The sequence below is a fragment of the Amycolatopsis sp. NPDC051758 genome (assembly GCF_044453095.1).
Taxonomy (GTDB): Bacteria; Actinomycetota; Actinomycetes; order Mycobacteriales; family Pseudonocardiaceae; genus Amycolatopsis.
This window is the reverse complement of sequence record NZ_JBITCJ010000003.1, coordinates 154155-177215: the sequence shown is the minus strand read 5'-3', so window position 1 is coordinate 177215 and position 23061 is coordinate 154155. Positions and strand designations below refer to the sequence as shown.

Here is a 23061-nt window from a genome sequence, read left to right as displayed (position 1 = left end):
ATGATGGTTGCGGCTGGTCTTCCTCGTTCCGGTTACCCGTGCGCGGGGTCCTCTATCTCAATCGATCCCGAAGGGACGATATTCCTGCTCGCGACCCTGCGCAGGGGCAATCGCGGCCCGACCCGGCCAGCCTAGTGCTTGGACCCGTTCCAGACCCGCGATCACCCACGGGATTCACCACGTCTAACATCGTTCGAGGGTTCAGCCCGGCGGTTTTCAGCGGCTCCACCACGTCCGCCGGAGCAGGGCCCACCCGAACCTGACGCAGGGAGTGAAATGTCGTTGGTGAACGCTGCGCACGGACGCAGTGAAGACACCAGCGCCGTGCACCCGACCGGTGAACGACCGCACGGTGGCCGGCGAAGCATCCGCCAGGTCGTCGGCGCCTACGCCGCGCTGGCGAAGCCGCGGGTGATCGAGCTCCTGCTGGTGACCACCATCCCGGCGATGTTCCTCGCCGGCCGCGAAATCCCGTCGCCGTGGCTGGTCCTGGCCACGCTGGTCGGCGGGACGATGGCCGCGGGCAGCGCGAACGCGCTCAACTGCGTGATCGACGCGGACATCGACAAGGTGATGAACCGCACGAAGCGCCGCCCGCTGGTGAAGGACTCGGTGCCCCGCCGCGGCGCGCTGATCTTCGGTCTGGTCATGGGCGTCGCGTCGGCCGTGGTGCTCTATTTCACGGTCAACCTGCTGTCGGCCGTGTTGGCCGTGGCCACGATCCTCTTCTACATCTTCGTCTACACACTCGGCCTGAAGCGGCGCACGTCACAGAACGTCGTCTGGGGCGGCGCGGCCGGCTGCATGCCGGTCGTCATCGGCTGGGCGGCGGTCACCGGCACCGTGCAGTGGCCGGCGTTCGTGATGTTCGGCGTCATCTTCTTCTGGACCCCGCCGCACACGTGGGCGCTGGGCATGAAGTACCGCGACGACTACGAGCGCGCGGGCGTCCCGATGCTCCCGGTCGTGGCCACGGCGCAGCACGTCGCGCGCCAGATCGTCATCTACTCGTGGGTGATGGTGGCGTGGACGCTGCTGCTGCTCCCGGTGACTTCCTGGCTGTACGGCACCTTCGCGATCCTCGCGGGCGGCTGGTTCCTCTTCTACGCGCACAGCCTGCAGGCCGCGGTGCGGCGCGGTGAAGAGACGAAGCCGATGGCGCTGTTCCACCGGTCCAACACCTACCTGATGATCGTGTTCGTGGCGCTGGCCGTCGACTCGGCGATCGGCCTGCCCACCCTCGGTCTCCCGTTCTGAGCCCGGCGGAGTTCTTCGCCGACGTCATCGAGTCGGGCACCGTGCTCGGCGCCGACCACACCTGGTCACCCGAGCGGGTGGCGGAGCTGCTCGGTGACGACTACGGCGACAACCCCTCGAAGCGCTCCCTGGGCCGCGACCACGGTCTCGTCGAGTTCTTCTGGCAGCGCCCCGGTCCCGGGCAGCCGTGGACCGGGACGCACTTCTCGGTCCAGGCACACCGGCTCCGGCACCGCGACCCCGAGCTGGTCAACGGCTTGATCCGCGAGCGCTACGGCACCTTTCCCGGTCCGGTGACGTTCGACGAGGTGAGCGCGCTGCTCGCCGATCGAGGCGTGCCGCTTTCCGAGGTGCCGTACCCGGCGGATCCGGACGAAATGCGCACGTACTGGCAGGCGGGCTCGCGGACCCTGGTCTACGTGGTGGCGGGGACCTACTACGGCACCGCCGGCGATGTGTACAAGGTGATCAACCCGGGCTCACCGTGATGCCGCGCCTGGGCAAGGACCGGGTGCTGGTGGTGCTGGCGGCCGTCGTGGTCCTCGGCCTGCTGGCGTTCCTCGGCCGCGGAAAGGTGTCGCTCGACACGAACGAGCTCCTCGGCAGCGGCTGCGCCATTCCCGCCCGGATCACGGCGATGCCGGGTACCGCCCCGGACGGCGGGGTGGTGCGGGTCGCCGAACAGGGGCCGGGCGCCGCGGTGCTGGAGAACACGAGCGCGCTGGCCGCCTACCGCATCGTGGTGACGTCCGGTTCGCGGTCCGTCGAGGTGCCGCTGCTCACTCCCGGGCAGCGGGCCGGCGTCGCACTGGACCGGCCCACGCCGGGCCCGGCGGTCTGGCTGGCGCCCGAGGCACTGGGCGGTTTCACCCCGGTGACCGCTACGGCCGTCCCGGGCGGCGTGCGCTACCACTCGGCGAACTGCCGCGCCCTGACCAGCCGCGGAGCCGCGGTGCTCCACCGCGACGCGGCCGGCCGGATCACCGGCGGCGAGCAGCTGCCGGCGGCGAGCGTGTCGTGCGCGGTGGGGGAGAAGGAGCTGCCGGCCGCCCTCGCTCCCGGCAGCGAGGTCTCCCCGTACTGCGACCTCGCGCCGGAATGATCGCGCCGCGTGCGCCGTTAAACTTGGCTGGCTCTTTTCCTTGAGGCGAAAGCAGGATCCTCTTGTCCGTGTCCTCGGACGGCTTCACCGCCGAGCTCGCCCGTGAGCAGGCGTACGTCACCACGCTGTACACGAAGCTCGACGCCGAGCGCGTCGACGCCCAGCGCCGCCTCGACGAGACGTTGCGCGGGACCGGCGGGACCCCGCAGGCCCGCACCGAGCGCGACGTCGCCACGACGCTGTACACCGATCGGCTCGCCCAGCTCGGCTCGGTCGAGCAGGGCCTGGCCTTCGGGCGGCTCGACTTCGTCCCCGAGAGCGCCGAGGAGACCACCTACATCGGCCGGCTCGGGCTCTTCGACGAGGACGACGACTACCGGCCGCTGCTGGTCGACTGGCGCGCGCCGGTCGCGCGGCCGTTCTACCTCGCCACCGCGGCGTCACCCGAAGGGGTGCGGCGCCGCCGCCACCTGCGGTCGCTGACCCGCAAGGTCACCGGCTTCGACGACGAGATCCTCGACCTCACCGCCGCCGACCAGGGCCAGGACCTCGGGCTGGCCGGCGAGGCCGCGCTGCTCGCCGCGCTCGAACAGCGGCGCACGGGTGAGATGAGCGACATCGTCGCGACCATCCAGGCCGAGCAGGACCGGATCATCCGCGCCCCGCTCGGCGGCGTCATGGTCGTGCAGGGCGGGCCGGGCACCGGCAAGACCGCCGTCGCGCTGCACCGCGCCGCCTACCTGCTCTACACGCACCGCCAGCAGCTCACCACGCGCGGCGTGCTCGTCGTCGGGCCGAACAGCACGTTCCTGAGCTACATCGGCCAGGTGCTGCCGTCCCTGGGCGAGACCGGCGTGCTGCTTGCCACCATCGGGCAGCTCTACCCGGGCCTGAACGCCGAGGGTGTCGAGGCGCGCGAAGCGAGTGAGGTCAAGGGCCGGCTGGTGATGGCCGAGGTGCTCGCCAACGCCGTCCGCGACCGCCAGCGCGTGCCCGAGCCGGTCATGGAGATCGAGTACGAGCACGACATCCTCCGGCTCGACCGCAAGACCTGCGCCGACGCCCGCACCCGCGCCCGCCGGTCGCGGCGCCCGCACAACCCGGCGCGGCGCCTGTTCGTCTCCGACGTCCTCGACGCGCTGACCCGCCAGGCCGCGCGGAAGCTGGGGGATGACCTCCTGGACGGGCAGGACCTGCAGGACATCCGGGCCGAGCTGGCCGCGGACGAGCACATCGTGGCGGCGTTGAACGAGCTGTGGCCGGTGCTGACGCCCGAAAGTGTGCTCGACGACCTGTTCGCCGACCGCGAACGCCTCGCCAGCGCCGCCGGGAAGCGCCTGTCCGCCGATGAACGCGCGCTGCTGGAAAGCGGCCGCGAGGCGAAGTGGACCCCCGCCGACGTGCCGCTGCTCGACGAGCTGGCCGAGCTGATCGGCGTCGACGACACCGAGGCCCGCGTCGAGCGCAAACGCCGTGAGCGCGAGGACCGCGCGTACGCCGAGGGTGTGCTCGACATCCTCGAACAGGACGAAGAGATCATCGACGAGGAGCTGCTGCGCGTCTCCGACGTTCTCGACGCCGAGCTGTTCGCCGAGCGCCAGGTGGAGCGCAGTGAGCTGACCGCCGCCCAGCGCGCGGCTCAGGACCGGACCTGGACGTTCGGGCACGTCATCGTCGACGAGGCGCAGGAGCTGTCGGCGATGGACTGGCGGCTGCTCATGCGGCGCTCGCCGAACCGGTCGATGACGCTCGTCGGCGACGTCGCGCAGACCGGCGCGGCCGGCGGCGCGCGGTCGTGGGGCGAGGTGCTCTCGCCGTACGTCGAGGACCGGTGGCGGCTCGAGCAGCTGACCGTGAACTACCGCACACCCGCCGAGATCATGGCGGTCGCGGCGCGGGTGCTGGCCGAGGTCGACCCCGCGTTGACGGCGCCGTCTTCGGTGCGGGAGACCGGTGTCCCGCCGTGGTCGGCGCGTCCGGCTTCCCTGGCCGACGAGCTGCCCGCGCTGGTGGCGGCCGAGCTGTCCGCTGTGGACGGTGGCACGGTGGCCGTGCTGGTGCCCGCCGGCCGGTTCGACGAGGTTTCGGGGTGGCTCGGGGCCCACGACGAGCGGCTGAGCGTGCTGACGGTCGAGCGGGCGAAGGGCCTGGAGTTCGACTCGGTGGTGCTGGTCGCGCCGGACGAAGTCGTCGCGGGGTCACCGCGCGGGCTCAACGACCTGTACGTGGCCCTGACGCGGGCGACCCGGCGGCTCGGCGTGGTCCGGACCGGTGACGAGGTTCCGGCACTCTCCGTGCTTGGCTAGGGTGCCCGGCATGCAGAAAATCGGGAAGATCGTGGTCGCCGTCGCGGCGGCGCTGACCCTGGCCGCGTGCGGCGAGGACGCCAAGCCCCAGACGGCCGCCCCCGCGGGCCCGCCGGTCCCGTCGTCGGACGCCGCCCAGGCGACTCAGAGCAAGGGCCGCGAGTGCACCGCGGACGACGTCAAGACGACGGGGAAGTTCGGCGAAGCGCCGACGATCACCATTCCCGACAACTGCGACCCGCCGAAGAAGCTGATCGTCAAGGACCTGTCCGACGGCACCGGCAACGGCGCGAAGGCCGGCCAGAACCTGAAGATGAACTACTCGCTGGTGACGTGGTCGGACAAGCAGAAGCTGGACAGCTCGTTCGACCGCGGTGAGCCGTTCGACCTGCAGCTGGGCGCCGGCATGGTGATCCCGGGCTGGGACCAGGGCCTGGTCGGCATCAAGCAGGGCGCCCGCCGCCTGCTGATCATCCCGCCCGACCTCGGTTACGGCCAGGGCGGCCAGGGCATCAAGCCCAACGAGACGCTGGTGTTCGTCACCGACGCCGTTTCGGTCCCGACCGACAAGGGCTGAGCTCCACGCACCCGATGTGGCGGGGGGGGGGGGGGGGCGGCCCCCCCCCCCCCCGGGGGGGGGGGGGGGCCCCCCCCCCCCCCCCCCGCCACATTGGGGCGCATGGGTCAGGGGATGAGCAGGAGCTTGCCGGTGGTGCGGCGGCCCTGAAGGTCTTCGTGCGCCTTCCGGGCGTCGGCCAGCGGGTACTTGCCGCCGATCCGGACGGTGAGATCGCCCGCGAGGACCGCGTCGAACAGCTCCTTCGACCGCCAGTCGATCTCCTCGCGGCTGCGCGTGTAGTGCGCGGACGTCGGGCGGGTCAGGTACAGCGAGCCGCCGGAGTTGAGGCGCTGCGGGTCCACCGGGGGCACCGGCCCGCTGGAGGCGCCGAACAGCGCGAGCAGACCGCGGGTTTTCAGGCTGGCGAGGCTGCCGTCGAACGTGTCCTTGCCGACACCGTCGTAGACGACGTCGACCCCCGCGCCGCCGGTCAGGTCGCGGGTAATCTTCGAGAAGTCGTCGCGGTCGTAGCGGATGACCTCGTCGGCGCCGGCTTCGCGGGCCAGCTTCTCCTTCTCCTCGGTCGAGACGGTGCCGATCACGCGGGCCCCGCGCGCCTTCGCCAGCTGGACGAGGAGCAGCCCGACTCCGCCGGCGGCCGCGTGCACCAGCACGTCGTGGCCCGGCTTGACCTCGAAGGTCGACGCGACCAGGTAGTGCGCGGTCATGCCCTGCAGCATCGTCGCGGCGGCGGTCTCCAGGGAGACGCCTTCGGGCACCTTGACGGCGATGGACGCCGGCACCAGCTTGCGGGCCGCGTAGCTGCCGAGCGACCCCTGCCAGGCGACGCGGTCACCGGGCGCGAACCCCGTGTCGGCGCCGGCTTCGACCACCGTGCCCGCGCCCTCGAGCCCGAGCACGAACGGCAGGTCGATCGGGTAGATGCCCTGGCGCTGGTAGGTGTCGATGTAGTTCACCCCGGCGGCGGCGACGTCGACCAGCAGCTCGCCGGCCTGCGGCGCCGCGACGTCCACTTCGGCCGGGACGAGCACTTCCGGGCCGCCGGTCTTCGTCACCTGCACTGCGGTGGGCATGGGTCCTCCTCGGGTCGGGTTCTCCCAGCACAACTATGGCCGACGCCACGCTGTTCCGCGTTCCGGCGGGATCTTCGTTATCGTGCGGGACGTGGCTGAAACTGCTGACAACGTCGTCCCGCCGTCGAGCGCCCAGCTGGCCGCGGCACGCAAGTTCGTGAAGGCGCACGGCAAGCCGTCCCGCGCGGTGGTGGAGAACATCGGCCGGGTAGGCGCCCGGGTCGTGCTGGTCGGGGCCGACGGCGCGCTCGGTGACGTCGTGGTGCCCAGCGTCGCGACCGGCGAGGCGCTGATCGAGGCCGTCGAGGACCTCGAAGCCGCTTCGTGGGACGCCGAGACGGTACAGGCCACGAAGATCGGCCCGGAGCACCGCCGCAAGATGGCCGGCCGGTGAGCCGCACCGCGATCCTCGTCAGCTGCGCCGAGCTCCCTTCGGGTGACGGCGATGACGACGCCGTCGTGCCCGCTTTGTCCTCGCTGGGCTTCTCGGTCTCGTGGGCGCCGTGGGATTCTTCGTTCGACTTCTCCTCGGCGGACGCGGTCATCCTGCGCGCGACCTGGGACTACGCCGCGCGCCGCTCGGAATTTCTCTCGTGGTGCGAGTCGGTGCCCGCGTTGTACAACTCGGCGGCTGTGGTCCGGTGGAACACGGACAAGTCGTACCTGGTCGAACTGCTGGACGCAGGCTTGGCGGTGGTTCCGACTTCGCTGGTCTCGCCTGGCGACACTGCCCGGTTCCCGTCGTCGGACTTCGTGGTGAAGCCGTCGGTCGGCGCAGGTTCCCGCGGAGCGGCCCGTTTCGACGCTGGCGCCGACGCCTCCGCGCACGTGGCCGCGCTGCACGCCGATGGTCACACCGCGCTGATCCAGCCGTACCAGTCCAGTGTGGACACTTCCGGCGAGCTGGCCCTGGTCTACCTGGGCGGAATGTACTCCCACGCCTTCACCAAGGGCGCGATGCTCGGGTCCACAATGGATTCTTCCGGCCTGTACCTTTCGGAGAAGCTGGCATCAGCCGAACCTCCGGCTGACGCGGTGGCCCTCGCCGAGGACGTCCTCGATGCGGCTTCGGCGTTGCTGGGGATTCTGCGAGCTGAGCTGTTGTACGCGCGGGTGGACCTGGTTCGTGGTGCGGACGGGAAGCCGTTGCTGCTGGAGCTGGAGCTGACGGAGCCGTCGCTGGGCTTCCGCCAGACGGACCCGAGCGCGGCGATGCGCTTCGCCTCGGCGGTGCGGCAGCAGCTGGCGTAGTCACCGGAACGTCTGCAGGGCCACCAGGACGAGCGCTACGACCGCCCCGATGGTGGTCACGGCTAGCGAGCCGGTGACGACGTAGAGCCCGCCGATCCCGGCAAGACCCGCTTTGATCAGTTCCCGTACGCCCAGGTCGTGGTCGCGGCGAGGCGGCGGCGCATCCGATCTGCCGGCGACTTCCTTGGCCATTGTTCTACCCCTCTTGATGGTGTACTAGTACGCCTAGTGGGTAATGGTGACCGGTGGGCGGCCGGACGGGAAATGATCTCTTGTTTCCGGGGCGAGTTTCTCGTCGCCGGACGGTTGTCCTCGCGGTTCTCGCCGTTGTCCGGGGTTGTCGGGAATTGTCGATCATCGTCGGCGTGGTGGAGGGTGCCGTGACCATTCGAATGGACGGGGTCCCCGTCGAGGAGGCGACTTCGCCCTCGGTGATCGAAATCGCGTTGCGCTGGCTGGCGACCCGCAAAGACGGCGAGCCACTCCGCTTCCTCCGCTACGCGATCGAAGAACCGGTGAGCGAGTCGGCGACTTTTCTTCGCCCGCTGGTGGCGCCGACGGCTTCGCTGATCGCCGAGACGGCCGAGTCGCGCGCGTTCGCGGTGCTGGGCTTGATCGCCGACGAGATCGGCAAGCTCGGCTCGGCCGGGGATTCCCGTCGCCGCAACACCCTGATGGCGGCGTTCCGGATACCGCCGGCGCCCGGGGAAACTGCCTGGAAGGGGACACTGGACGACCGCTTCAGGCAGCTGATGCGGCTTCGGGGCGTCTTCGGTGATCCGCCGCCCAGCACCACCACGCCGATGCACAAGGCCTGGCGCCGGGCGGTCGTCGGGTTGGCCGGCTGCCTGACGGAGAAACTGGTCTCCCTGGACGAGCCGGGCTGGCGATCCTACATCGACATCGGGCGCGCGGTAGCCGAAGTTCCGAGCGTGCGCCCCGGCTGGCGAGCCCGGGAGGCTTCCCAAGGGGCTCAGCCCGTGTTCGTGGAGCGCATGGTCGTCACGGCGATCATGCATCGCAGAACGGTGCAGCGCCGGATCACCGAACGCGACATCGTCGCCTGCGAAGACGGTGTCGATGGTTATGGCGTACACGCGCTGACCGGGTGGACGCACGAACCTGAGGAGATCCCGGTGACGGCTCTTTGGGCGTGCCGCCTGGTCACTTCACCGGGCTCGCACCCGGGCGACCCCATGGTGGCGCGCCTGCGTTTCCGTCGGACGTTGCGCAGGGGTGAACGATACGCTTTCGCGTCGGAGGCGCTCGATGGGGAACTCGACGAGGAACGCTGCTGGGTCAACGTTGACGTCGACCACCACGGGATCGCGCCCGGTGTGTGCGCTCCGGACAGCCGGCCGGTCGCCGGTCTGACCATTCAGATCACTTTCGACGAGAAATGTCTTCCCGAAGCTTGCTGGTGGTATGCAGAGCAAACCGAATACGAACGGCGGTGTCGTCCGCCGGACGGTGATGCGCATTTGCTCCCCGTCGAGGATGGTTTTGTCCAGCACACCTTCCTCGACGGGTGCCACCCGCGAGAGAACTACGGCATTGCCTTCAGATGGAAATCTTCGTGACCGAGGTGAAGTCAGTACCCGATATCCACGCTGTTGCCGGTGTTGCCGCCACCGCCGCCATTAGCGGCAATATTGCCGGTGTTGCCGCCACCGTTGCCGCCGGAGAACGCAGCCGCTACGAGCAGCGCGAGCGTTGCCGCGCCCAAGGCGAGCTTTTGCCAGTATTTATTGTCGGAGTCCACCGTGAATCCCTTCGTGCTGTGGAATTCGGGTCACGGTAAGACGACGCGGCCGACACGATCGAGAGCCCTACTTCTCATTCGTGTCAACGGTGCTGCACTAAGGTAAAGGGGTTCCTTGCTGCTAGGCGCTCGCCCGCTTGGCCGCCAGCCGTTCCATCCTCGGCCACCGCACATCGGTCGCCCAGCCCAGGCGCTCAAAACCCCAGATCACCCGCGCCGACACGTCCACCTGACCCCGCAGCACCCCGTGCCGCGCGCAAGTCGGATCGGCGTGGTGCGAGTTGTGCCAAGACTCGCCCATCGACAGCACCGCCAGCGGCCAGAAGTTCGCCGCCTTGTCGCGGCTGGCGAAGGGGCGCTCGCCGATCAGGTGGCAGATCGAGTTCACCGACCACGACACGTGGTGCAGGAAAGCGATCCGCACCAAGCCGGCCCAGAAGAACGCCGTCACCACGCCCCACCACGACCACGAAAGCAAGCCACCCAGGACCGCCGGCAGGGCCAGGCTGAGCGTGATCCACAGCCAGAAGTAGCGGTTCACCACGCGCAGGTCCGCGTCCGCGACCAGGTCCGGGGCGAAGCGGTCGGCGTTGGTCACCTCGCGGCCGAACATCCAGCCCATGTGCGCGTGCCAGAAGCCGCGCAGCAGCGCCGACGGCGATGTGCCGAACAGCCAGGGCGAGTGCGGGTCGCCCTCACGGTCGGCGAACGCGTGGTGGCGGCGGTGGCTCGCCACCCAGAAGATCACCGAGCCCTGCACCGCCATGCTGCCCGCGACGGCCAGCATGATCCGCAGCGGCCGGTTCGCCTTGAACGCGCCGTGGGTGAAGTAGCGGTGGAAGCCGACGGTCACCCCGAGCGTCGCGAACACGTAGAACACCGCGGCGAGGATCAGGTCGACCCAGGTCATGCCCCAGCCCCAGACCAGCGGGACCGCGACGAGGAGCGCCACGAACGGCACCAGGAGGAACGTCTTGAGCACGATCATCTCGCCGGTGCCGCGGCGGTGGGAGATCAGCGGCTTGGGGGCGGCGCGCGAGGTCATGGCCCAGACCGTAGCGGTATCGAGTTACGACGGCGTGGCCGCCGGTTGCTCAGGTGGTGGCGAGTTCCGGTTCCTTCGGCGCAGCGGTCAGCGAGACGACCGGGCCGCGGTCGCGGCTGCCGGTCCACAGCGTCGCCGTCGCGATGATGACCGCCATCGCGCCGAGGACGTGGAAGGAGACCATCGCCTCCGGCACGCCCAGCGCGTACTGCAGCGAACCGAGCCCGCCCTGCGCGACCGCGACCACCCAGACCCACGTGTAGCGCTGCCACAGGCTCTTCGGCGCGTTGACCCGCATCAGCTGGAGGCCGAACACCGCGAGCAGCAGGAGGTACAGCACGAGCAGGCCGCCGTGGACCTGGGCGAGCGCCTCGACCGGGACGGCCAGGCGGTGGGTGTTGAGGTCACCGCTGTGCGGGCCGGCACCGGTCACCGTGGTGCCGGCCGCGAGGACGAGCCACATGACGACGGCGAGCGCGACCAGCAGCTTGCGGCCGGACGCCGGGACCAGCGACCGCGCGGGCTCGTCGCCTTCGCGGAACGCGCGCAGCAGCAGGACGGCCAGCCAGACCAGGGGAGTGGTGGCGAGGAAGTGGATCGCGACGGTCCACCACTCGAGCTTGGCGAGCACGGTGATGCCGCCGACGACGGCCTGCAGCACAACGCCGCCGGGCATCGTCCAGGCCAGCTTCACGAGGCGCTTGCGGGACGGGTGGTCGATCTGCACGCGCCACGCGGTGATGACGGCGATCGCGGCGACGGCGATGACCACGCCGGTCAGCATCCGGTTGCCGAACTCGATCCACTGGTTGAGCGCGTGGATGCCGGGGTGGTTCACCGGGACGAGGCTGCCGGCGACGCACTGCGGCCAGGTCGGGCAGCCGAGGCCGGAGCCGGTGACCCGCACGATGGAGCCGGTGACGCCGATCAGCGCCTGCGCGAGGACCGCGGCGATCCCGACGGCCCGCTGCACGGCGGCGGACGGAAACGGCAGGCGGGCGACGAGGCTGGTGAACGGCACGGCATCGATGGTAGAGCGCGCGAAAACGCGGCTTTCGGCAGGTCCCGGCGCCCGGAACGGGACGGTGGCCGCAAGGGACCTAGGTCATCGGTGACCGGCGCCGAAGGTCAGGCGTGGCCCAGCGGGCCGGTCACGTCGTGGTCCGCGATCGCCCAGCAGACCGCGGCCGTTTCGCCCGTCGGCCAGTCCTGGGGCAGCGGCAGGATCGCCGTCGAGGTGACTCCGGGCCGGCGCCCGCCCAGGTACGCGATCACCTTCTGCTCGCAGTGGCTGATCGCCTTTCCCACCAGCGGGCCGTTCAGGTCGATCGGCGGGTCGGTCGCCTTGCCCAGCTGCAGCACCCCCGGGACCGCCTCCGAGCGGTGCGGGCCGCCGCACGGCACCACGTGGACCGGGCTCTCCTTCAGCGGCTCACCCGCCCGGCACTCCTGGAACCGGCCGAGGCCGTGCGCCAGCGCCGCGGCCAGCCGGCCTGGCTGCTTCACCGGCTTGTTGTCACCGCCGCGGGCGGTCACCAGGCACGCGTACCAGCGCTCGCCCGCACCCCACGGCTGCTCGCCCGGCCAGAGGGTGAACGCCTCCAGCGTGCTCGCGTCCGCGTCCGGGTTGCCCAGGTACGCCGGCAGCGCCGTGTGGCAGGCCGGGCGCGCCAGCCGCTTCACGTCCGGCGGGTAGGCGGCGGGGACCTCCGGGGCGAAGTTCGCCGACAGCATGACCTCGTACTCGTGCGGCCGGTCGCAGCTCACCTTCGTGACGTCGGGGAGTTCGACGCAGTCGCCGCTGCGGTAGGGCCCTGCGCCGGTGCCCGGCCGTGGGACTCTCGGTGTGGTCGGGACGACGGTCGCGGGCGTCGCGCGGCCGCCGGCGACCGTTGTGCAGCCGGCCAGCAGCAGCGGCAGGGCCAGCAGCACGAGGACGCGACGCATGGGACAAAACGTAGGGCGGCGGCCCGGGGACCGGTCCCGGAGTCAGGTGAGCTTGGTCGTCCGCGAAGCCAGCGCGCCCGCGAGAACCGCCCACACCGCCAGCACCGCCATCGGCCCGGGCGCGAAAGCCCCGTCGACCAACGCCGCCCGCATCCCCTCGGCCAGCGCGCCCGACGGCAGCAGCTCGACGACCACAGCGAGCCCCGAAGGCAGCGCGGACGGCGCCAGCAGGATCCCGCCCGCCAGCAGCAACACGAACCAGACGATGTTCGCCAGCGCCAGCACGGCTTCCGCCCGCAGCGCCCCACCCAGAAGCACACCCAGCGCGCCGAACGCCAACGTCCCCAGCACCAGCAGCAACACCGCCGACGCCAAGCCGGACGCAGAAGGTGACCAGCCGAGGAACGCCGCCACCACGCCGATGATCACCGACTGCAGCACGACGACCACCAGAGCCGCCGCCACCCGGCCCGCCACCAGCAGCCAGCGTGGCAGTGCCGTCGCCGAGAGACGCTTCAGCACCCCGTAACGGCGGTCGAAGCCGAGGGCGATCGCCTGGCCGGTGAACGCCGAGGACATCACCGCCAGCGCCAGGATGCGGGGCGTGATCCAGTCCACTTTGGACGTCGAGCCGAGCTGGGCCGCCGGGAGGATGTCCAGCAGGGACAGGCCGATCAGCAGGGCCAGCGGGATGAGCAGGGTCAGCAGCACCTGCTCGCCGTGGCGCAGGGTCAGGCTCGCTTCGATCCGCGCGTGCGTGCGCAGCATGCGGCCCAGCGAGCCGCGCCCGGGGGCCGGGGTGAACGTGCCCGGCTCGAAAACGCTCACGCGCGCAGCTCCCGTCCGGTCAGCTCGAGGAAGACCTCTTCGAGCGTCCGCTTGCCGACCTGCAGCTCCTCCGGCAGGACGCCCTGCTGCGCGCACCACGCCGTGACCGTCGACACGACCTGCGGGTCGACCGAGCCCATCACCACGTACGTGCCCGGCGCCGACTCGCGCACGGTGTAACCCTCGGGCAGCGCGGCGGTCAGCAGTGCGGTGTCGAGCCGGGTGCGGGCCTTGAACCGCAGCCCCGCGTTGCCGCTCTCGTCCACCGTGAGCGTGTGCGGCGCGCCGGAGACGACGACCTTGCCGTGGTCCATGATCACCACGGTGTCGGCCAGCGCTTCGGCCTCTTCCATCAGGTGCGTGGTCAGCAGCACCGAAACGCCGTCGGCGCGCAGCGCGCCCAGCAGGTCCCAGACCAGCCGGCGGGCCTGTGGGTCCATGCCCGCCGTCGGCTCGTCGAGGAACACCAGCTCCGGTCGGCCGATCAGGGCGCACGCCAGCGAAAGCCGCTGCTGCTGCCCGCCGGAAAGGCGCTTGAACGGCGTCCGCCGCACCGAAGCCAGCCCGAGGATGTCCAGCAGCCAGGCCGGGTCCAGAGGGGACGCGGCGCACGAAGCCACCAGGCGAAGCATCTCGTCGGCTCGCACACCCGGGTAGGCGCCGCCGCCCTGGGGCATGATCCCGACGCGGGGGCGCAGCGCGGCCGACTGCCGCACCGGGTCGAGGCCGAGCACCCGGACCGTGCCGGCGTCAGGCCGCAGGAAGCCTTCGCAGACCTCGACGGTGGTGGTCTTGCCGGCCCCGTTCGGGCCGAGCAGGGCGAGCAGGCTGCCGCGCTCCATCCGCAGGTCGAGACCGTCGACCGCGCGGGTGGAGCCGTAGCTTTTCACCAGCCCGGTGATCTCGACGGCGGGGGCACTCACGTCGGGTCACGATACGGCGTCGGCATGCGCGGGCAGCCGCGGGGACGGCCTGGAGAGCAACACGGGAGCCAGCCGCCGCACGATCAGCATTCCCGCGCCGCACACGACGATCGCCGCGACGTAGGCGAACGGCAGCACGTACGGGCGGCCGTCGAAGGTGCTGCCGGTCGGCGGCAGCAGGAACGGCAGGGCGGCGGACAGCACCGTCGCGGCCACCCGGAACCGGGACGTCCCGGCGGCTGCGGCGAGCGGGATCACCGCCCACAGCACGTACCAGGGCTGCAGGTTGATCTGCAGGATCATCACCGCGCCCAGCGAGACGCCGAGGCCGATGATCGGCCGGTAGCGCCACTTGAAGCTGTCCCAGAGGAACTTGAAGGTGATCGCGACGGCGACGAGGTAACCGAGCGCGCCGAGGATCGGCACCAGGCCGTTGGTGTGGTTGCCCAGCCCGAGCGCGATGCCGAGCACACCGGAGAGGTTGGCGAGCTCGGCGGTGGGGGAGATCCACGACCGGACGAGCCCGGGCGTGTTGAACGTCGCACCCACCCAGCCGAAGCCGAGTCCGGTGCCGAAGCAGACGGCGACCAGCACGACCCCGAACCACGCCGCCATCGGCGCCCCGGCCAGGAACAGGTCCTTGAGCCGGCCGTGCCAGCGCCGCGCGACCATCACGGCGAAGAACGGCAGCGCGAACACGGCGGGCAGCTTCACCGCGACGCCGAGCGTGATGATCGCGACGCCCAGGCCGATGTAGAGCAGCTCGCCCCGGGCCAGCGGGGGTGGTGTGTCGCCCTTGACCCGGATCGGCAGCCGCCGGATGCCCACCTCCAGCCCGGCGAGCATCAGGCCGACGGCGAGCGCGTCGTTGTGGGCGCCGGCGACGAAGTGGAAGATCAGCAGCGGGTTCAGGGCGCCGAGCCACAGCGCGGTCGCGGGCTGGACGCCGAACCGGCGGGCCAGCCGCGGCAGGGCCCAGACGATCAGGACCACGCCGGCCAGCGCCAGCACGCGCTGCAGCAGCACGCCGACCGCGATGCTGTTCCCGGCGAGCGGGGCGAGCCAGCCGCCGAGGCGCAGCACCAGCGGCCCGTACGGCGCCGGCGTCTCGCGCCACATGTTCGACACCCCCGCGGTGTACGGGTCGGCGACGCCGAGGGCCTGCGCCGGGCCGAGGACGTACGGGTCCATCCCGCGGTGCACGATCTCGCTCTGCGCGAGGTAGCTGTAGACGTCGCGGGAGAACAGCGGCGGGATGACCAGCAGCGGCAGCACCCACAGCGCGATGGTGCGCGCTAGCTGGCCCTGCGACGCGAGCCGGGCGCGGTCGGGCCGGGCGAACTTGCCGAGCATCAGCCAGCTCAGCACCAGGATGCCCATCCCGGAGATGGCGATGGCCAGCGAGACCGTCGGGATCCGGGTGAACAGCCGCAGCACCGGGATCTCCTGCACCGGGTTGATCACCGGGGCGGCGCCGGCGCCGAGGGAGCCGAGCGCGAGGAAGAGCGACCCGATCGTGCCGAACCGGCGGACCACGTTCAGCCCGCGCTGCTCGTCGGCCTCCAGCGGGAGCGCTTCGCGCGGGTGGACGGGCGAAAGCGTCACAGGGTGCGCACTCCCGGTTTCGAGCCGTGCCACCTGCTGCTCCTGCTGCCCAGGATGTTCTCCCAGTTCACCCACTGCCACGCGTGCAGGGTATCGGGCCGCCCCGGAGTGAGTCGGGTCACTGCCCGACACCCCGCCTTTGCCGACCGCCGGGAAATAAGACACACTTGTGTTGTGAAAAAGACGGAGGCGGGTGACCAGGCGGGCGGCGACATGCCGCGTGCCCTGATCAACGCTGTCCCGTCGCAGGTCAGCGCCGAGGGCAAGACCCGTAACGAGGTCGCCCGGCTGCTCCTGGAACAGGGTCCCATGACCGCCGTCGTGGTCGCCGAGCAGCTCGGGATCAGCCCGGCGGCGGTCCGCAGGCACTTGGACGCGCTTCTTGCGGATGGCGAAGCCGAAACGCGTGACGCGTCGCGCCGTGGACCCCGAGGTCGGGGTCGTCCGGCCAAGCTCTTCCTGCTGACCGAGTCCGGCCGCGCCCGCTTCGGGCACGCCTACGACGACCTGGCCGTGTCCGCGATCCGCTTCCTCGCCGAGCACGCCGGTGAAGACGCCGTACGCGCCTTCGCCGAGCAGCGCATCGAGAAGCTCGTCGGGCCACACCGCTCCGCGATCACTGGATCGAGTGATCCGGCGGCGCGCGCCGAGGCCCTCGCGACCGCCCTGAGCAGGGAAGGCTACGCTGCGTCGACCCGTCAGGTCGGCGCTCCGACACCCGGTCAAACCGTCGGCGCGCAGCTCTGCCAGCACCACTGTCCGGTCGCCCACGTGGCCGCGGAGTTCCCGCAGCTGTGCGAGGCCGAGACGGAGGCGTTCGCGAAGCTGCTGGGCACCCACGTCCAGCGGCTGGCGACCATCGCGCGCGGAGACTCCGCGTGCACCACCCACGTACCCGCTTCGGCGGGTCAGCCGGCCCATCCCGAGCCGGTCAGCACGGTGCCCTCTGGGCGCACAGCACGGATCCCGAATGGAGGGAAACCCGCATGACTGCCGCTGCCGAGCAGCGCACTCCCACCACCGCGCCCTTGAGCCAGGAAGAGACCATCGAGTCCCTGGGCAAGTACGCGTTCGGCTGGGCCGACTCCGACGAGGCGGGCGCCAGCGCCCGTCGCGGGCTTAACGAAGATGTCGTCACCGACATCTCCGGGAAGAAGTCCGAACCGGAGTGGATGCGCGAAGCGCGACTGAAGGCGCTCAAGCTCTTCGAGAAGAAGCCCATGCCCAACTGGGGGGCCGACCTCTCCGGGATCGACTTCGACAACATCAAGTACTTCGTCCGCTCCAGCGAGAAGCAGGCTGCGAGCTGGGAAGACCTGCCCGAAGACATCAAGAACACGTACGACAAGCTCGGCATCCCCGAGGCGGAGAAGCAGCGCCTCGTCGCCGGTGTCGCGGCCCAGTACGAGTCCGAGGTCGTCTACCACTCGATCCGCGAGGACCTCGAGAAGCAGGGCGTGCTCTTCCTGGACACCGACACCGCGCTGCGCGAGCAGCCGGAGCTGTTCGAGGAGTACTTCGGTTCGGTCATCCCGGCCGGCGACAACAAGTTCTCCGCGCTGAACACGGCGGTGTGGTCCGGCGGCTCGTTCATCTACGTGCCCAAGGGCGTCAAGGTGGACATCCCGCTGCAGGCCTACTTCCGGATCAACACCGAGAACATGGGCCAGTTCGAGCGCACCCTGATCATCGTCGACGAAGACGCCTACGTGCACTACGTCGAGGGCTGCACGGCGCCGATCTACCAGTCCGACTCGCTGCACTCGGCGGTCGTGGAGATCATCGTCAAGAAGGGCGCCCGCTGCCGCTACACGACCATCCAGAACTGGTCGAACAACGTCTACAACCTGGTCACCAAGCGCGCCAAGTGCGAAGAGGGCGCGACCATGGAATGGATCGACGGCAACATCGGTTCCAAGGTGACCATGAAGTACCCGTCGGTCTTCCTCATGGGCGAGCACGCCAAGGGTGAGGTCCTCTCGGTCGCGTTCGCGGGCGAGGGCCAGCACCAGGACGCGGGCGCCAAGATGGAGCACCTCGCGCCGTACACCTCCTCGACGATCGTGTCGAAGTCGGTGGCGCGCGGCGGCGGCCGCACCTCGTACCGCGGCCTGGTCCGCGTCGCGAAGCGCGCGCACCACTCGCGCTCCAGCGTCGTCTGCGACGCGCTGCTGGTGGACACCATCTCGCGGTCGGACACGTACCCGTACGTGGACATCCGCAACGACGAGGTGTCCATGGGCCACGAGGCCACGGTGTCGAAGGTCAGCGAAGAGCAACTGTTCTACCTGATGTCGCGCGGCCTCGACGAGGCCGAGGCGATGGCGATGATCGTGCGCGGGTTCGTCGAGCCCATCGCGCGTGAGCTGCCGATGGAGTACGCGCTCGAGCTGAACCGCCTGATCGAGCTCCAGATGGAAGGGTCCGTCGGCTAGTCATGTCGGTTACCGAGAACAACGTTTCCGAAGCTCTTCGCGAGGGGGCCGTCATTCCGGCGGCCTCCCGTGCGGAGCGCTTCACCTCCTACGACGTCGAGGCCTTCGAGGTCCCGGGCGGCCGTGAGGAGAACTGGCGCTTCACGCCGATGAAGCGGCTGCGCGGCCTGCACGACGGCAGCGCGCCCGCGACCGGCGAGATCACGCTGGAAGCCGACGCCGCCCCCGAACTCACCATCGAGACCGTCGGCCGTGACGACTCCCGCCTCGGCCAGGCCGGCGTGCCGAGCGACCGCATCGCCGCGCAGGCCTACTCCTCGTTCACCAAGGCCACCGTCGTGACGGTGCCCAAGGAGACGAAGGCGTCCAAGCCGTCCGTGCTGCGCATCCACGGCCCGGGGGTGGACCAGGTCGCCTACGGGCACCTGCAGGTCCGCGCCGAGGCGTTCGCCGAAGCCGTCGTCGTTCTCGACCACGTCGGCTCCGGCACCTACGCCGACAACGTCGAGTTCGTCATCGGCGACGGCGCCAAGGTCACTGTGGTCAGCGTCCAGGACTGGGCCGACGACGCGGTGCACGTCTCCGAGCAGCACCTGAAGCTGGGCCGCGACGCCGCGCTGCGGCACACCGTGATCACCCTCGGCGGTGACCTGGTCCGCGTCTCGCCGACGGCGACCTTCACCGACAAGGGCGGCGACGTCGACATGCTCGGCGTCTACTTCGCCGACGGCGGCCAGCACCAGGAACACCGCCTCTTCGTCGACCACGCGGTGCCGAACTGCAAGTCGCGCGTGGGCTACAAGGGCGCGCTGCAGGGCGAGGGCGCGCACACGGTCTGGATCGGCGACGTGCTGATCCGCGCCGCGGCCGAGGCCACCGACACCTACGAGTTCAACCGCAACCTGGTGCTCACGCCGGGTGCGCGCGCGGACTCCGTGCCGAACCTGGAGATCGAGACCGGCGAGATCGAAGGCGCCGGCCACGCGAGCGCGACGGGAAGGTTCGACGACGAGCAGTTGTTCTACCTCCAGTCGCGTGGGATCGCCGAAGAAGCCGCCCGACGCTTGGTCGTGCGCGGGTTCTTCCACGAGATCCTGGTGAAGATCGACGTCCCCGAGGTGCGCGAGCGCCTCGAAGCCGCGATCGAGGCCGAGCTCGAAGCCGTTGGCGCCTGACGCCGTCCACCGCAGACTTTTAGGAAACGAAGAATGGCTACCCTGGAAATCAAGGACCTGCACGCCTCCGTCGAGACCGACGAAGGCGCCAAGGAGATCCTCAAGGGCGTCAACCTGACGATCAAGTCGGGCGAGACGCACGCGATCATGGGCCCCAACGGCTCCGGCAAGTCCACCCTGTCCTACGCGATCGCCGGTCACCCGAAGTACCAGGTGACCTCCGGCGAGGTGCTGCTCGACGGCGAGAACGTCCTCGAGATGAGCGTCGACGAGCGCGCGCGGGCCGGTCTGTTCTTGGCCATGCAGTACCCCGTCGAGGTGCCCGGCGTGTCCATGTCCAACTTCCTCCGCACCGCGGCCACCGCGGTCCGTGGCGAGGCCCCCAAGCTGCGCCACTGGGTCAAGGAGGTCAAGGAGGAGATGGGCAAGCTCGAGATCTCGCAGGAGTTCGCCGAGCGCTCGGTCAACGAGGGCTTCTCCGGCGGCGAGAAGAAGCGCCACGAGATCCTCCAGCTGGCGCTGCTCAAGCCGAAGTTCGCCATCCTCGACGAGACCGACTCCGGTCTTGACGTCGACGCCCTGCGCGTCGTCTCCGAGGGGGTCAACGCCTACAAGGCATCGAGCGAGGTCGGCGTCATGCTGATCACGCACTACACCCGGATCCTGCGGCACATCACGCCGGACTTCGTGCACGTGTTCGCCGGCGGCCAGATCGTCGAGTCGGGCGGCAAGGAGCTGGCGGACGAGCTGGAGGAGCACGGCTACGTCAAGTACGCCGGCAAGCCCGAGCCGGCCGCGCTCTGACGTTGCCCACCCCAGGACTACACCGAGAGAAAGAGAGGAGCCGGCCCGATGACCACCACCTCGGCTAGCTCTGTTCCCTTGGACGTCGCCGCGCTGCGCGCCGACTTCCCGATCCTGTCGCGCACGGTTCGCGACGGGAAACCCTTGGTGTACCTGGACTCCGGGGCGACCTCGCAACGCCCGACCGCGGTTTTCGACGCGGAACGTGACTACGTCTTCACGTCGAACTCCGCTGTCCACCGCGGTGCGCACCAGCTGTCCGAAGAGGCCACCGACGCCTACGAGTCCGCGCGCGCGAAGGTCGCGGAGTTCGTCGGCGCCGACCCCGAGGAACTGGTGTTCACCAAGAACGCGACCGAGGGCATCAACCTCGTCGCGTACTCGATGAGCAACGCCGCCACGGCCGGCCCGGAAGCCGAGCGCTTCCGGGTCGGGCCGGGCGACGAGATCGTCATCACCGAGATGGAGCACCACGCGAACCTCGTGCCCTGGCAGCAGTTGTGCCAGCGCACCGGGGCCACGCTGAAGTGGTTCAAGGTGACCACCGGCGGCAGGCTCGACCTGTCCGATGTGGACGAGCTCATCACCCCGAAGACCAAGGTCGTCGCGTTCGCGCACCAGTCGAACGTGCTCGGCACGGTCAACCCGGTCTCGCTGCTGGTCGAGAAGGCCAAGGCCGTCGGCGCGCTGACCGTGCTCGACGCCTGCCAGTCGGTGCCCCACTTCGCCGTCGACTTCCACGCGCTGGGTGTCGACTTCGCGGTGTTCTCCGGGCACAAGATGCTCGGCCCGTCCGGCATCGGCGTGCTCTACGGGCGCACCGAACTGCTGTCGGCCATGCCGCCGTTCCTCACCGGCGGGTCGATGATCGAGATGGTCCGCATGGAGGGCTCGACCTTCGCGCCGCCGCCGCAGCGGTTCGAGGCGGGCGTGCCGATGACGTCGCAGGCCATCGGCCTCGGCGCGGCCGTCGACTACCTCTCGGCCATCGGCATGGACCGGATCGCGGCGCACGAGCACGAGCTCGCCGCAGCCGCCCTCGAGGGCATCGGCGCCATCCCCGGCGTCCGGATCGTCGGGCCGACCGACCTGAAGGACCGCGGCGCCACGGTGTCGTTCGTGATCGACGGGGTGCACCCGCACGACGCCGGCCAGGTGCTCGACAGCCTCGGCATCGCCGTCCGCGTCGGCCACCACTGCGCGTGGCCGCTGCACCGGGCCTGCGGCGCCCAGGCGACCGTGCGCGCGTCGTTCTACCTCTACAACACGCTGTCCGAAGTGGACGCCCTGGTAGCGGGTGTGCGCGAGGCCCAGAAGTTCTTCGGGGTGGCTCAGTGAACCTGGAGAGCATGTACCAGGAGATCATCCTGGACCACTACAAGAACCCGCACGGGCGCGGCCTGCGTGACCCGTTCGACGCCGAGTCGTTCCAGGTCAACCCGACCTGCGGCGACGAGGTGACGCTGCGGGTCAAGCTCGACGACGGGAAGGTCGCCGACGTCTCCTACGACGGCCAGGGCTGCTCGATCAGCCAGGCCTCGACGTCGGTCTTGACGGATCTCGTTGTGGGGCACACCCTCGAGGAAGCGTTCACCACCATGGACGCGTTCGTCGAACTGATGCAGGGCAAGGGAAAGGTCGAACCGGACGAGGAAGTGCTGGAGGACGGCATCGCCTTTGCGGGCGTCGCCAAGTACCCGGCGCGGGTCAAGTGTGCCCTCCTCGGCTGGATGGCCTTCAAGGACGCCGTCGCCCGGACCACCAGTGGAGTTGAGAAAGCATGACCGAAGAGACCGCCACTCGTGAGGGGCGCACCGCCGCCGACCTCGACGCGGAGACCACCGCGACGCAGGACCTCGAGCTCGCCAAGCTCGAGGACGTCGAGGAGGCCATGCGCGACGTTGTCGACCCGGAGCTCGGCATCAACGTCGTCGACCTCGGCCTCGTCTACGACATCCGCGTCGAGCCGGACAACACCGCGACCATCGACATGACGCTCACCTCGGCGGCTTGCCCGCTGACGGACGTCATCGAGGACCAGACGTCGGCGGCGCTGACGTCGGGGGGCCTCGTCCAGGACTTCCGGATCAACTGGGTCTGGATGCCGCCGTGGGGCCCGGAGAAGATCACCGAGGACGGCCGCGAGCAGCTGCGCGCCCTCGGCTTCACCGTCTGACTTCTTTCGCATCGAGCGGGTCACCTTCCGAGGTGGCCCGCTTTGTGTATAACGACCTATACCGCGCGTGCCAGGCCAGCGCGTACAGGACGAGCGCGGCGAGGAAACCGCTGCCGGCGCCGGTGACCGCGAGGTAGGTCGTGTTGCCGACGACGCCGGCGCGGGTCATCGGGTCGTGGTGGGCCAGGAAGGGCAGCACCTGCGCCAGGACGCCGGCCAGCGCTCCGATGAGGAGGATCGCCACCACCGGCTTGCGGTGGCGGGTGGCTCTCGGCGCCGGCTCGGTGGGCGCCGTGCGGTACCAGCGCACGAGCCACCACGCGAGGATCCCGGCCCCGGCGATCGTGCTGACCAGCTGGATCAGCCGGCCGACGTCCACCCCGGTGACGAGCGGGGTCCGCAGGAACGCGAACCCGTCGTTCTCGTGGGTGAAGGCGTCCCAGCCGACGTGCGTGGCAGCCCCGAGGACCAGCGACAGCGCGATCCAGCCCGGCCGTTTCCAGCTGAAGTGGCGGGGGAGCCGTTCGGCCAGGGGTTTCGGGGACAGAGCCAGCAGGGGACGCTTCAGGACGATCTGGAAGACCGCCAGCAGGACGAGCGCGATGAGCGGGTCGAGCCAGAGGACCGAGGTCAGTTCGTGGGTTTTGGTCAGGCCGACGCCGGGCAGCCGCGGCACGAACCAGAAGACGTCCGGCGCGACCGACCCGGCGACGAGCGCGGAGGGCACCAGCGGTCGTCTCGCCAGCGGGAGCACGGCGGCGGGATGACTCAGCGTGAACGGCACGGAGTTAG

Annotated in this window: 25 protein-coding genes; 15 read left to right on the top strand and 10 right to left on the bottom strand. The window is 70.2% G+C overall.

The features are described 5' to 3' along the window. Positions 1-276: 276 nt before the first annotated feature. From ACIA5G_RS16190 to ACIA5G_RS16170, 5 genes are all read left to right on the top strand, one after another. Positions 277-1257: a heme o synthase gene (locus ACIA5G_RS16190; protein WP_395923699.1), complete on the top strand. Its 981-nt coding sequence runs from the start codon at positions 277-279 to the stop codon at positions 1255-1257. Positions 1258-1298: 41 nt separating this feature from the next. After that, positions 1299-1745 (top strand): hypothetical protein, encoded by a 447-nt coding sequence (locus ACIA5G_RS16185; protein WP_395923698.1) that lies wholly within the window; start codon positions 1299-1301, stop codon positions 1743-1745. After that, complete coding sequence (locus tag ACIA5G_RS16180; protein WP_395923697.1) at positions 1745-2359, top strand: hypothetical protein; 615 nt, start codon at positions 1745-1747, stop codon at positions 2357-2359. Before ACIA5G_RS16185 ends, ACIA5G_RS16180 begins: the two co-directional genes overlap by 1 nt. A gap of 62 nt (positions 2360-2421) precedes the next feature. After that, positions 2422-4665 carry a HelD family protein gene (locus tag ACIA5G_RS16175; protein WP_395923696.1) on the top strand — a complete coding sequence of 748 codons (2244 nt, stop codon included), beginning with the start codon at positions 2422-2424 and terminating at the stop codon, positions 4663-4665. A 10-nt stretch (positions 4666-4675) separates the two neighbouring features. Beyond that, positions 4676-5242, top strand: coding sequence for an FKBP-type peptidyl-prolyl cis-trans isomerase (locus tag ACIA5G_RS16170; protein WP_395923695.1), 567 nt, complete (start codon positions 4676-4678; stop codon positions 5240-5242). A gap of 107 nt (positions 5243-5349) precedes the next feature. Here the strand turns inward: ACIA5G_RS16170 and ACIA5G_RS16165 are convergent, their stop codons facing one another. Beyond that, the gene (locus ACIA5G_RS16165) at positions 5350-6318 is read right to left on the bottom strand and encodes a quinone oxidoreductase family protein (protein ID WP_395923694.1); all 969 of its coding nucleotides are present in this window, start codon (positions 6316-6318) and stop codon (positions 5350-5352) included. A gap of 91 nt (positions 6319-6409) precedes the next feature. On the opposite strand from ACIA5G_RS16165, the gene ACIA5G_RS16160 reads away from it, so the two are divergent. Further along, positions 6410-6712 (top strand): hypothetical protein, encoded by a 303-nt coding sequence (locus ACIA5G_RS16160; protein WP_395923693.1) that lies wholly within the window; start codon positions 6410-6412, stop codon positions 6710-6712. Continuing rightward, positions 6709-7569: a RimK family alpha-L-glutamate ligase gene (locus tag ACIA5G_RS16155; protein ID WP_395923692.1), complete on the top strand. Its 861-nt coding sequence runs from the start codon at positions 6709-6711 to the stop codon at positions 7567-7569. The genes ACIA5G_RS16160 and ACIA5G_RS16155 overlap by 4 nt, the downstream gene beginning before the upstream one ends. On the opposite strand, the gene ACIA5G_RS16150 is transcribed toward ACIA5G_RS16155, so the two are convergent. After that, positions 7570-7761, bottom strand: coding sequence for a hypothetical protein (locus ACIA5G_RS16150; RefSeq protein WP_395923691.1), 192 nt, complete (start codon positions 7759-7761; stop codon positions 7570-7572). A 155-nt stretch (positions 7762-7916) separates the two neighbouring features. Between ACIA5G_RS16150 and ACIA5G_RS16145 the strand changes: the two genes are divergently transcribed. Then, positions 7917-9149: a hypothetical protein gene (locus ACIA5G_RS16145; RefSeq protein WP_395923690.1), complete on the top strand. Its 1233-nt coding sequence runs from the start codon at positions 7917-7919 to the stop codon at positions 9147-9149. A gap of 11 nt (positions 9150-9160) precedes the next feature. On the opposite strand, the gene ACIA5G_RS16140 is transcribed toward ACIA5G_RS16145, so the two are convergent. The 7 genes from ACIA5G_RS16140 to mptB form a co-directional block, all read right to left on the bottom strand. Next, positions 9161-9331 carry a hypothetical protein gene (locus tag ACIA5G_RS16140; protein ID WP_395923689.1) on the bottom strand — a complete coding sequence of 57 codons (171 nt, stop codon included), beginning with the start codon at positions 9329-9331 and terminating at the stop codon, positions 9161-9163. A 121-nt stretch (positions 9332-9452) separates the two neighbouring features. After that, entirely contained in the window at positions 9453-10376 is a 924-nt protein-coding gene (locus ACIA5G_RS16135; protein ID WP_395923688.1) for an acyl-CoA desaturase, read from the bottom strand. 49 nt (positions 10377-10425) lie between these two features. Further along, on the bottom strand, positions 10426-11397 hold the full coding sequence (locus ACIA5G_RS16130) for a heme A synthase (RefSeq protein ID WP_395923687.1): 972 nt from the start codon (positions 11395-11397) through the stop codon (positions 10426-10428). A gap of 107 nt (positions 11398-11504) precedes the next feature. Further along, positions 11505-12323 carry a septum formation family protein gene (locus ACIA5G_RS16125; RefSeq protein ID WP_395923686.1) on the bottom strand — a complete coding sequence of 273 codons (819 nt, stop codon included), beginning with the start codon at positions 12321-12323 and terminating at the stop codon, positions 11505-11507. 42 nt (positions 12324-12365) lie between these two features. Further along, positions 12366-13091 (bottom strand): ABC transporter permease, encoded by a 726-nt coding sequence (locus ACIA5G_RS16120; RefSeq protein ID WP_395924907.1) that lies wholly within the window; start codon positions 13089-13091, stop codon positions 12366-12368. Positions 13092-13147: 56 nt separating this feature from the next. After that, on the bottom strand, positions 13148-14074 hold the full coding sequence (locus ACIA5G_RS16115; RefSeq protein ID WP_395923685.1) for an ABC transporter ATP-binding protein: 927 nt from the start codon (positions 14072-14074) through the stop codon (positions 13148-13150). A 6-nt stretch (positions 14075-14080) separates the two neighbouring features. After that, positions 14081-15712, bottom strand: coding sequence for a polyprenol phosphomannose-dependent alpha 1,6 mannosyltransferase MptB (gene mptB / locus ACIA5G_RS16110; protein ID WP_395924905.1), 1632 nt, complete (start codon positions 15710-15712; stop codon positions 14081-14083). A gap of 180 nt (positions 15713-15892) precedes the next feature. Between mptB and ACIA5G_RS16105 the strand changes: the two genes are divergently transcribed. From ACIA5G_RS16105 to ACIA5G_RS16075, 7 genes are read left to right on the top strand one after another with little or no spacing between them, the layout of a single operon-like run. Continuing rightward, positions 15893-16669, top strand: a complete 777-nt coding sequence (locus tag ACIA5G_RS16105; protein ID WP_395924903.1) for a helix-turn-helix transcriptional regulator — start codon at positions 15893-15895, stop codon at positions 16667-16669. Continuing rightward, complete coding sequence (gene sufB, locus ACIA5G_RS16100; RefSeq protein WP_364517506.1) at positions 16666-18114, top strand: Fe-S cluster assembly protein SufB; 1449 nt, start codon at positions 16666-16668, stop codon at positions 18112-18114. The genes ACIA5G_RS16105 and sufB overlap by 4 nt, the downstream gene beginning before the upstream one ends. A 2-nt stretch (positions 18115-18116) precedes the next feature. Continuing rightward, a complete protein-coding gene (sufD, locus tag ACIA5G_RS16095) occupies positions 18117-19289 on the top strand; it encodes a Fe-S cluster assembly protein SufD (protein ID WP_323330378.1) in 1173 nt (390 codons plus the stop codon). 33 nt (positions 19290-19322) lie between these two features. After that, positions 19323-20093, top strand: a complete 771-nt coding sequence (gene sufC / locus ACIA5G_RS16090) for a Fe-S cluster assembly ATPase SufC (RefSeq protein WP_395923684.1) — start codon at positions 19323-19325, stop codon at positions 20091-20093. A 48-nt stretch (positions 20094-20141) separates the two neighbouring features. Further along, complete coding sequence (locus tag ACIA5G_RS16085) at positions 20142-21431, top strand: cysteine desulfurase (RefSeq protein WP_395923683.1); 1290 nt, start codon at positions 20142-20144, stop codon at positions 21429-21431. Continuing rightward, positions 21428-21877, top strand: a complete 450-nt coding sequence (gene sufU / locus ACIA5G_RS16080; RefSeq protein ID WP_395923682.1) for a Fe-S cluster assembly sulfur transfer protein SufU — start codon at positions 21428-21430, stop codon at positions 21875-21877. Before ACIA5G_RS16085 ends, sufU begins: the two co-directional genes overlap by 4 nt. Next, positions 21874-22269 (top strand): metal-sulfur cluster assembly factor, encoded by a 396-nt coding sequence (locus ACIA5G_RS16075; protein WP_395923681.1) that lies wholly within the window; start codon positions 21874-21876, stop codon positions 22267-22269. Before sufU ends, ACIA5G_RS16075 begins: the two co-directional genes overlap by 4 nt. Here ACIA5G_RS16075 and ACIA5G_RS16070 read toward each other — a convergent pair. After that, on the bottom strand, positions 22259-23053 hold the full coding sequence (locus ACIA5G_RS16070) for a DUF4184 family protein (RefSeq protein ID WP_395923680.1): 795 nt from the start codon (positions 23051-23053) through the stop codon (positions 22259-22261). The genes ACIA5G_RS16075 and ACIA5G_RS16070 overlap by 11 nt on opposite strands. Between the last annotated feature and the right edge of the window lie 8 nt (positions 23054-23061).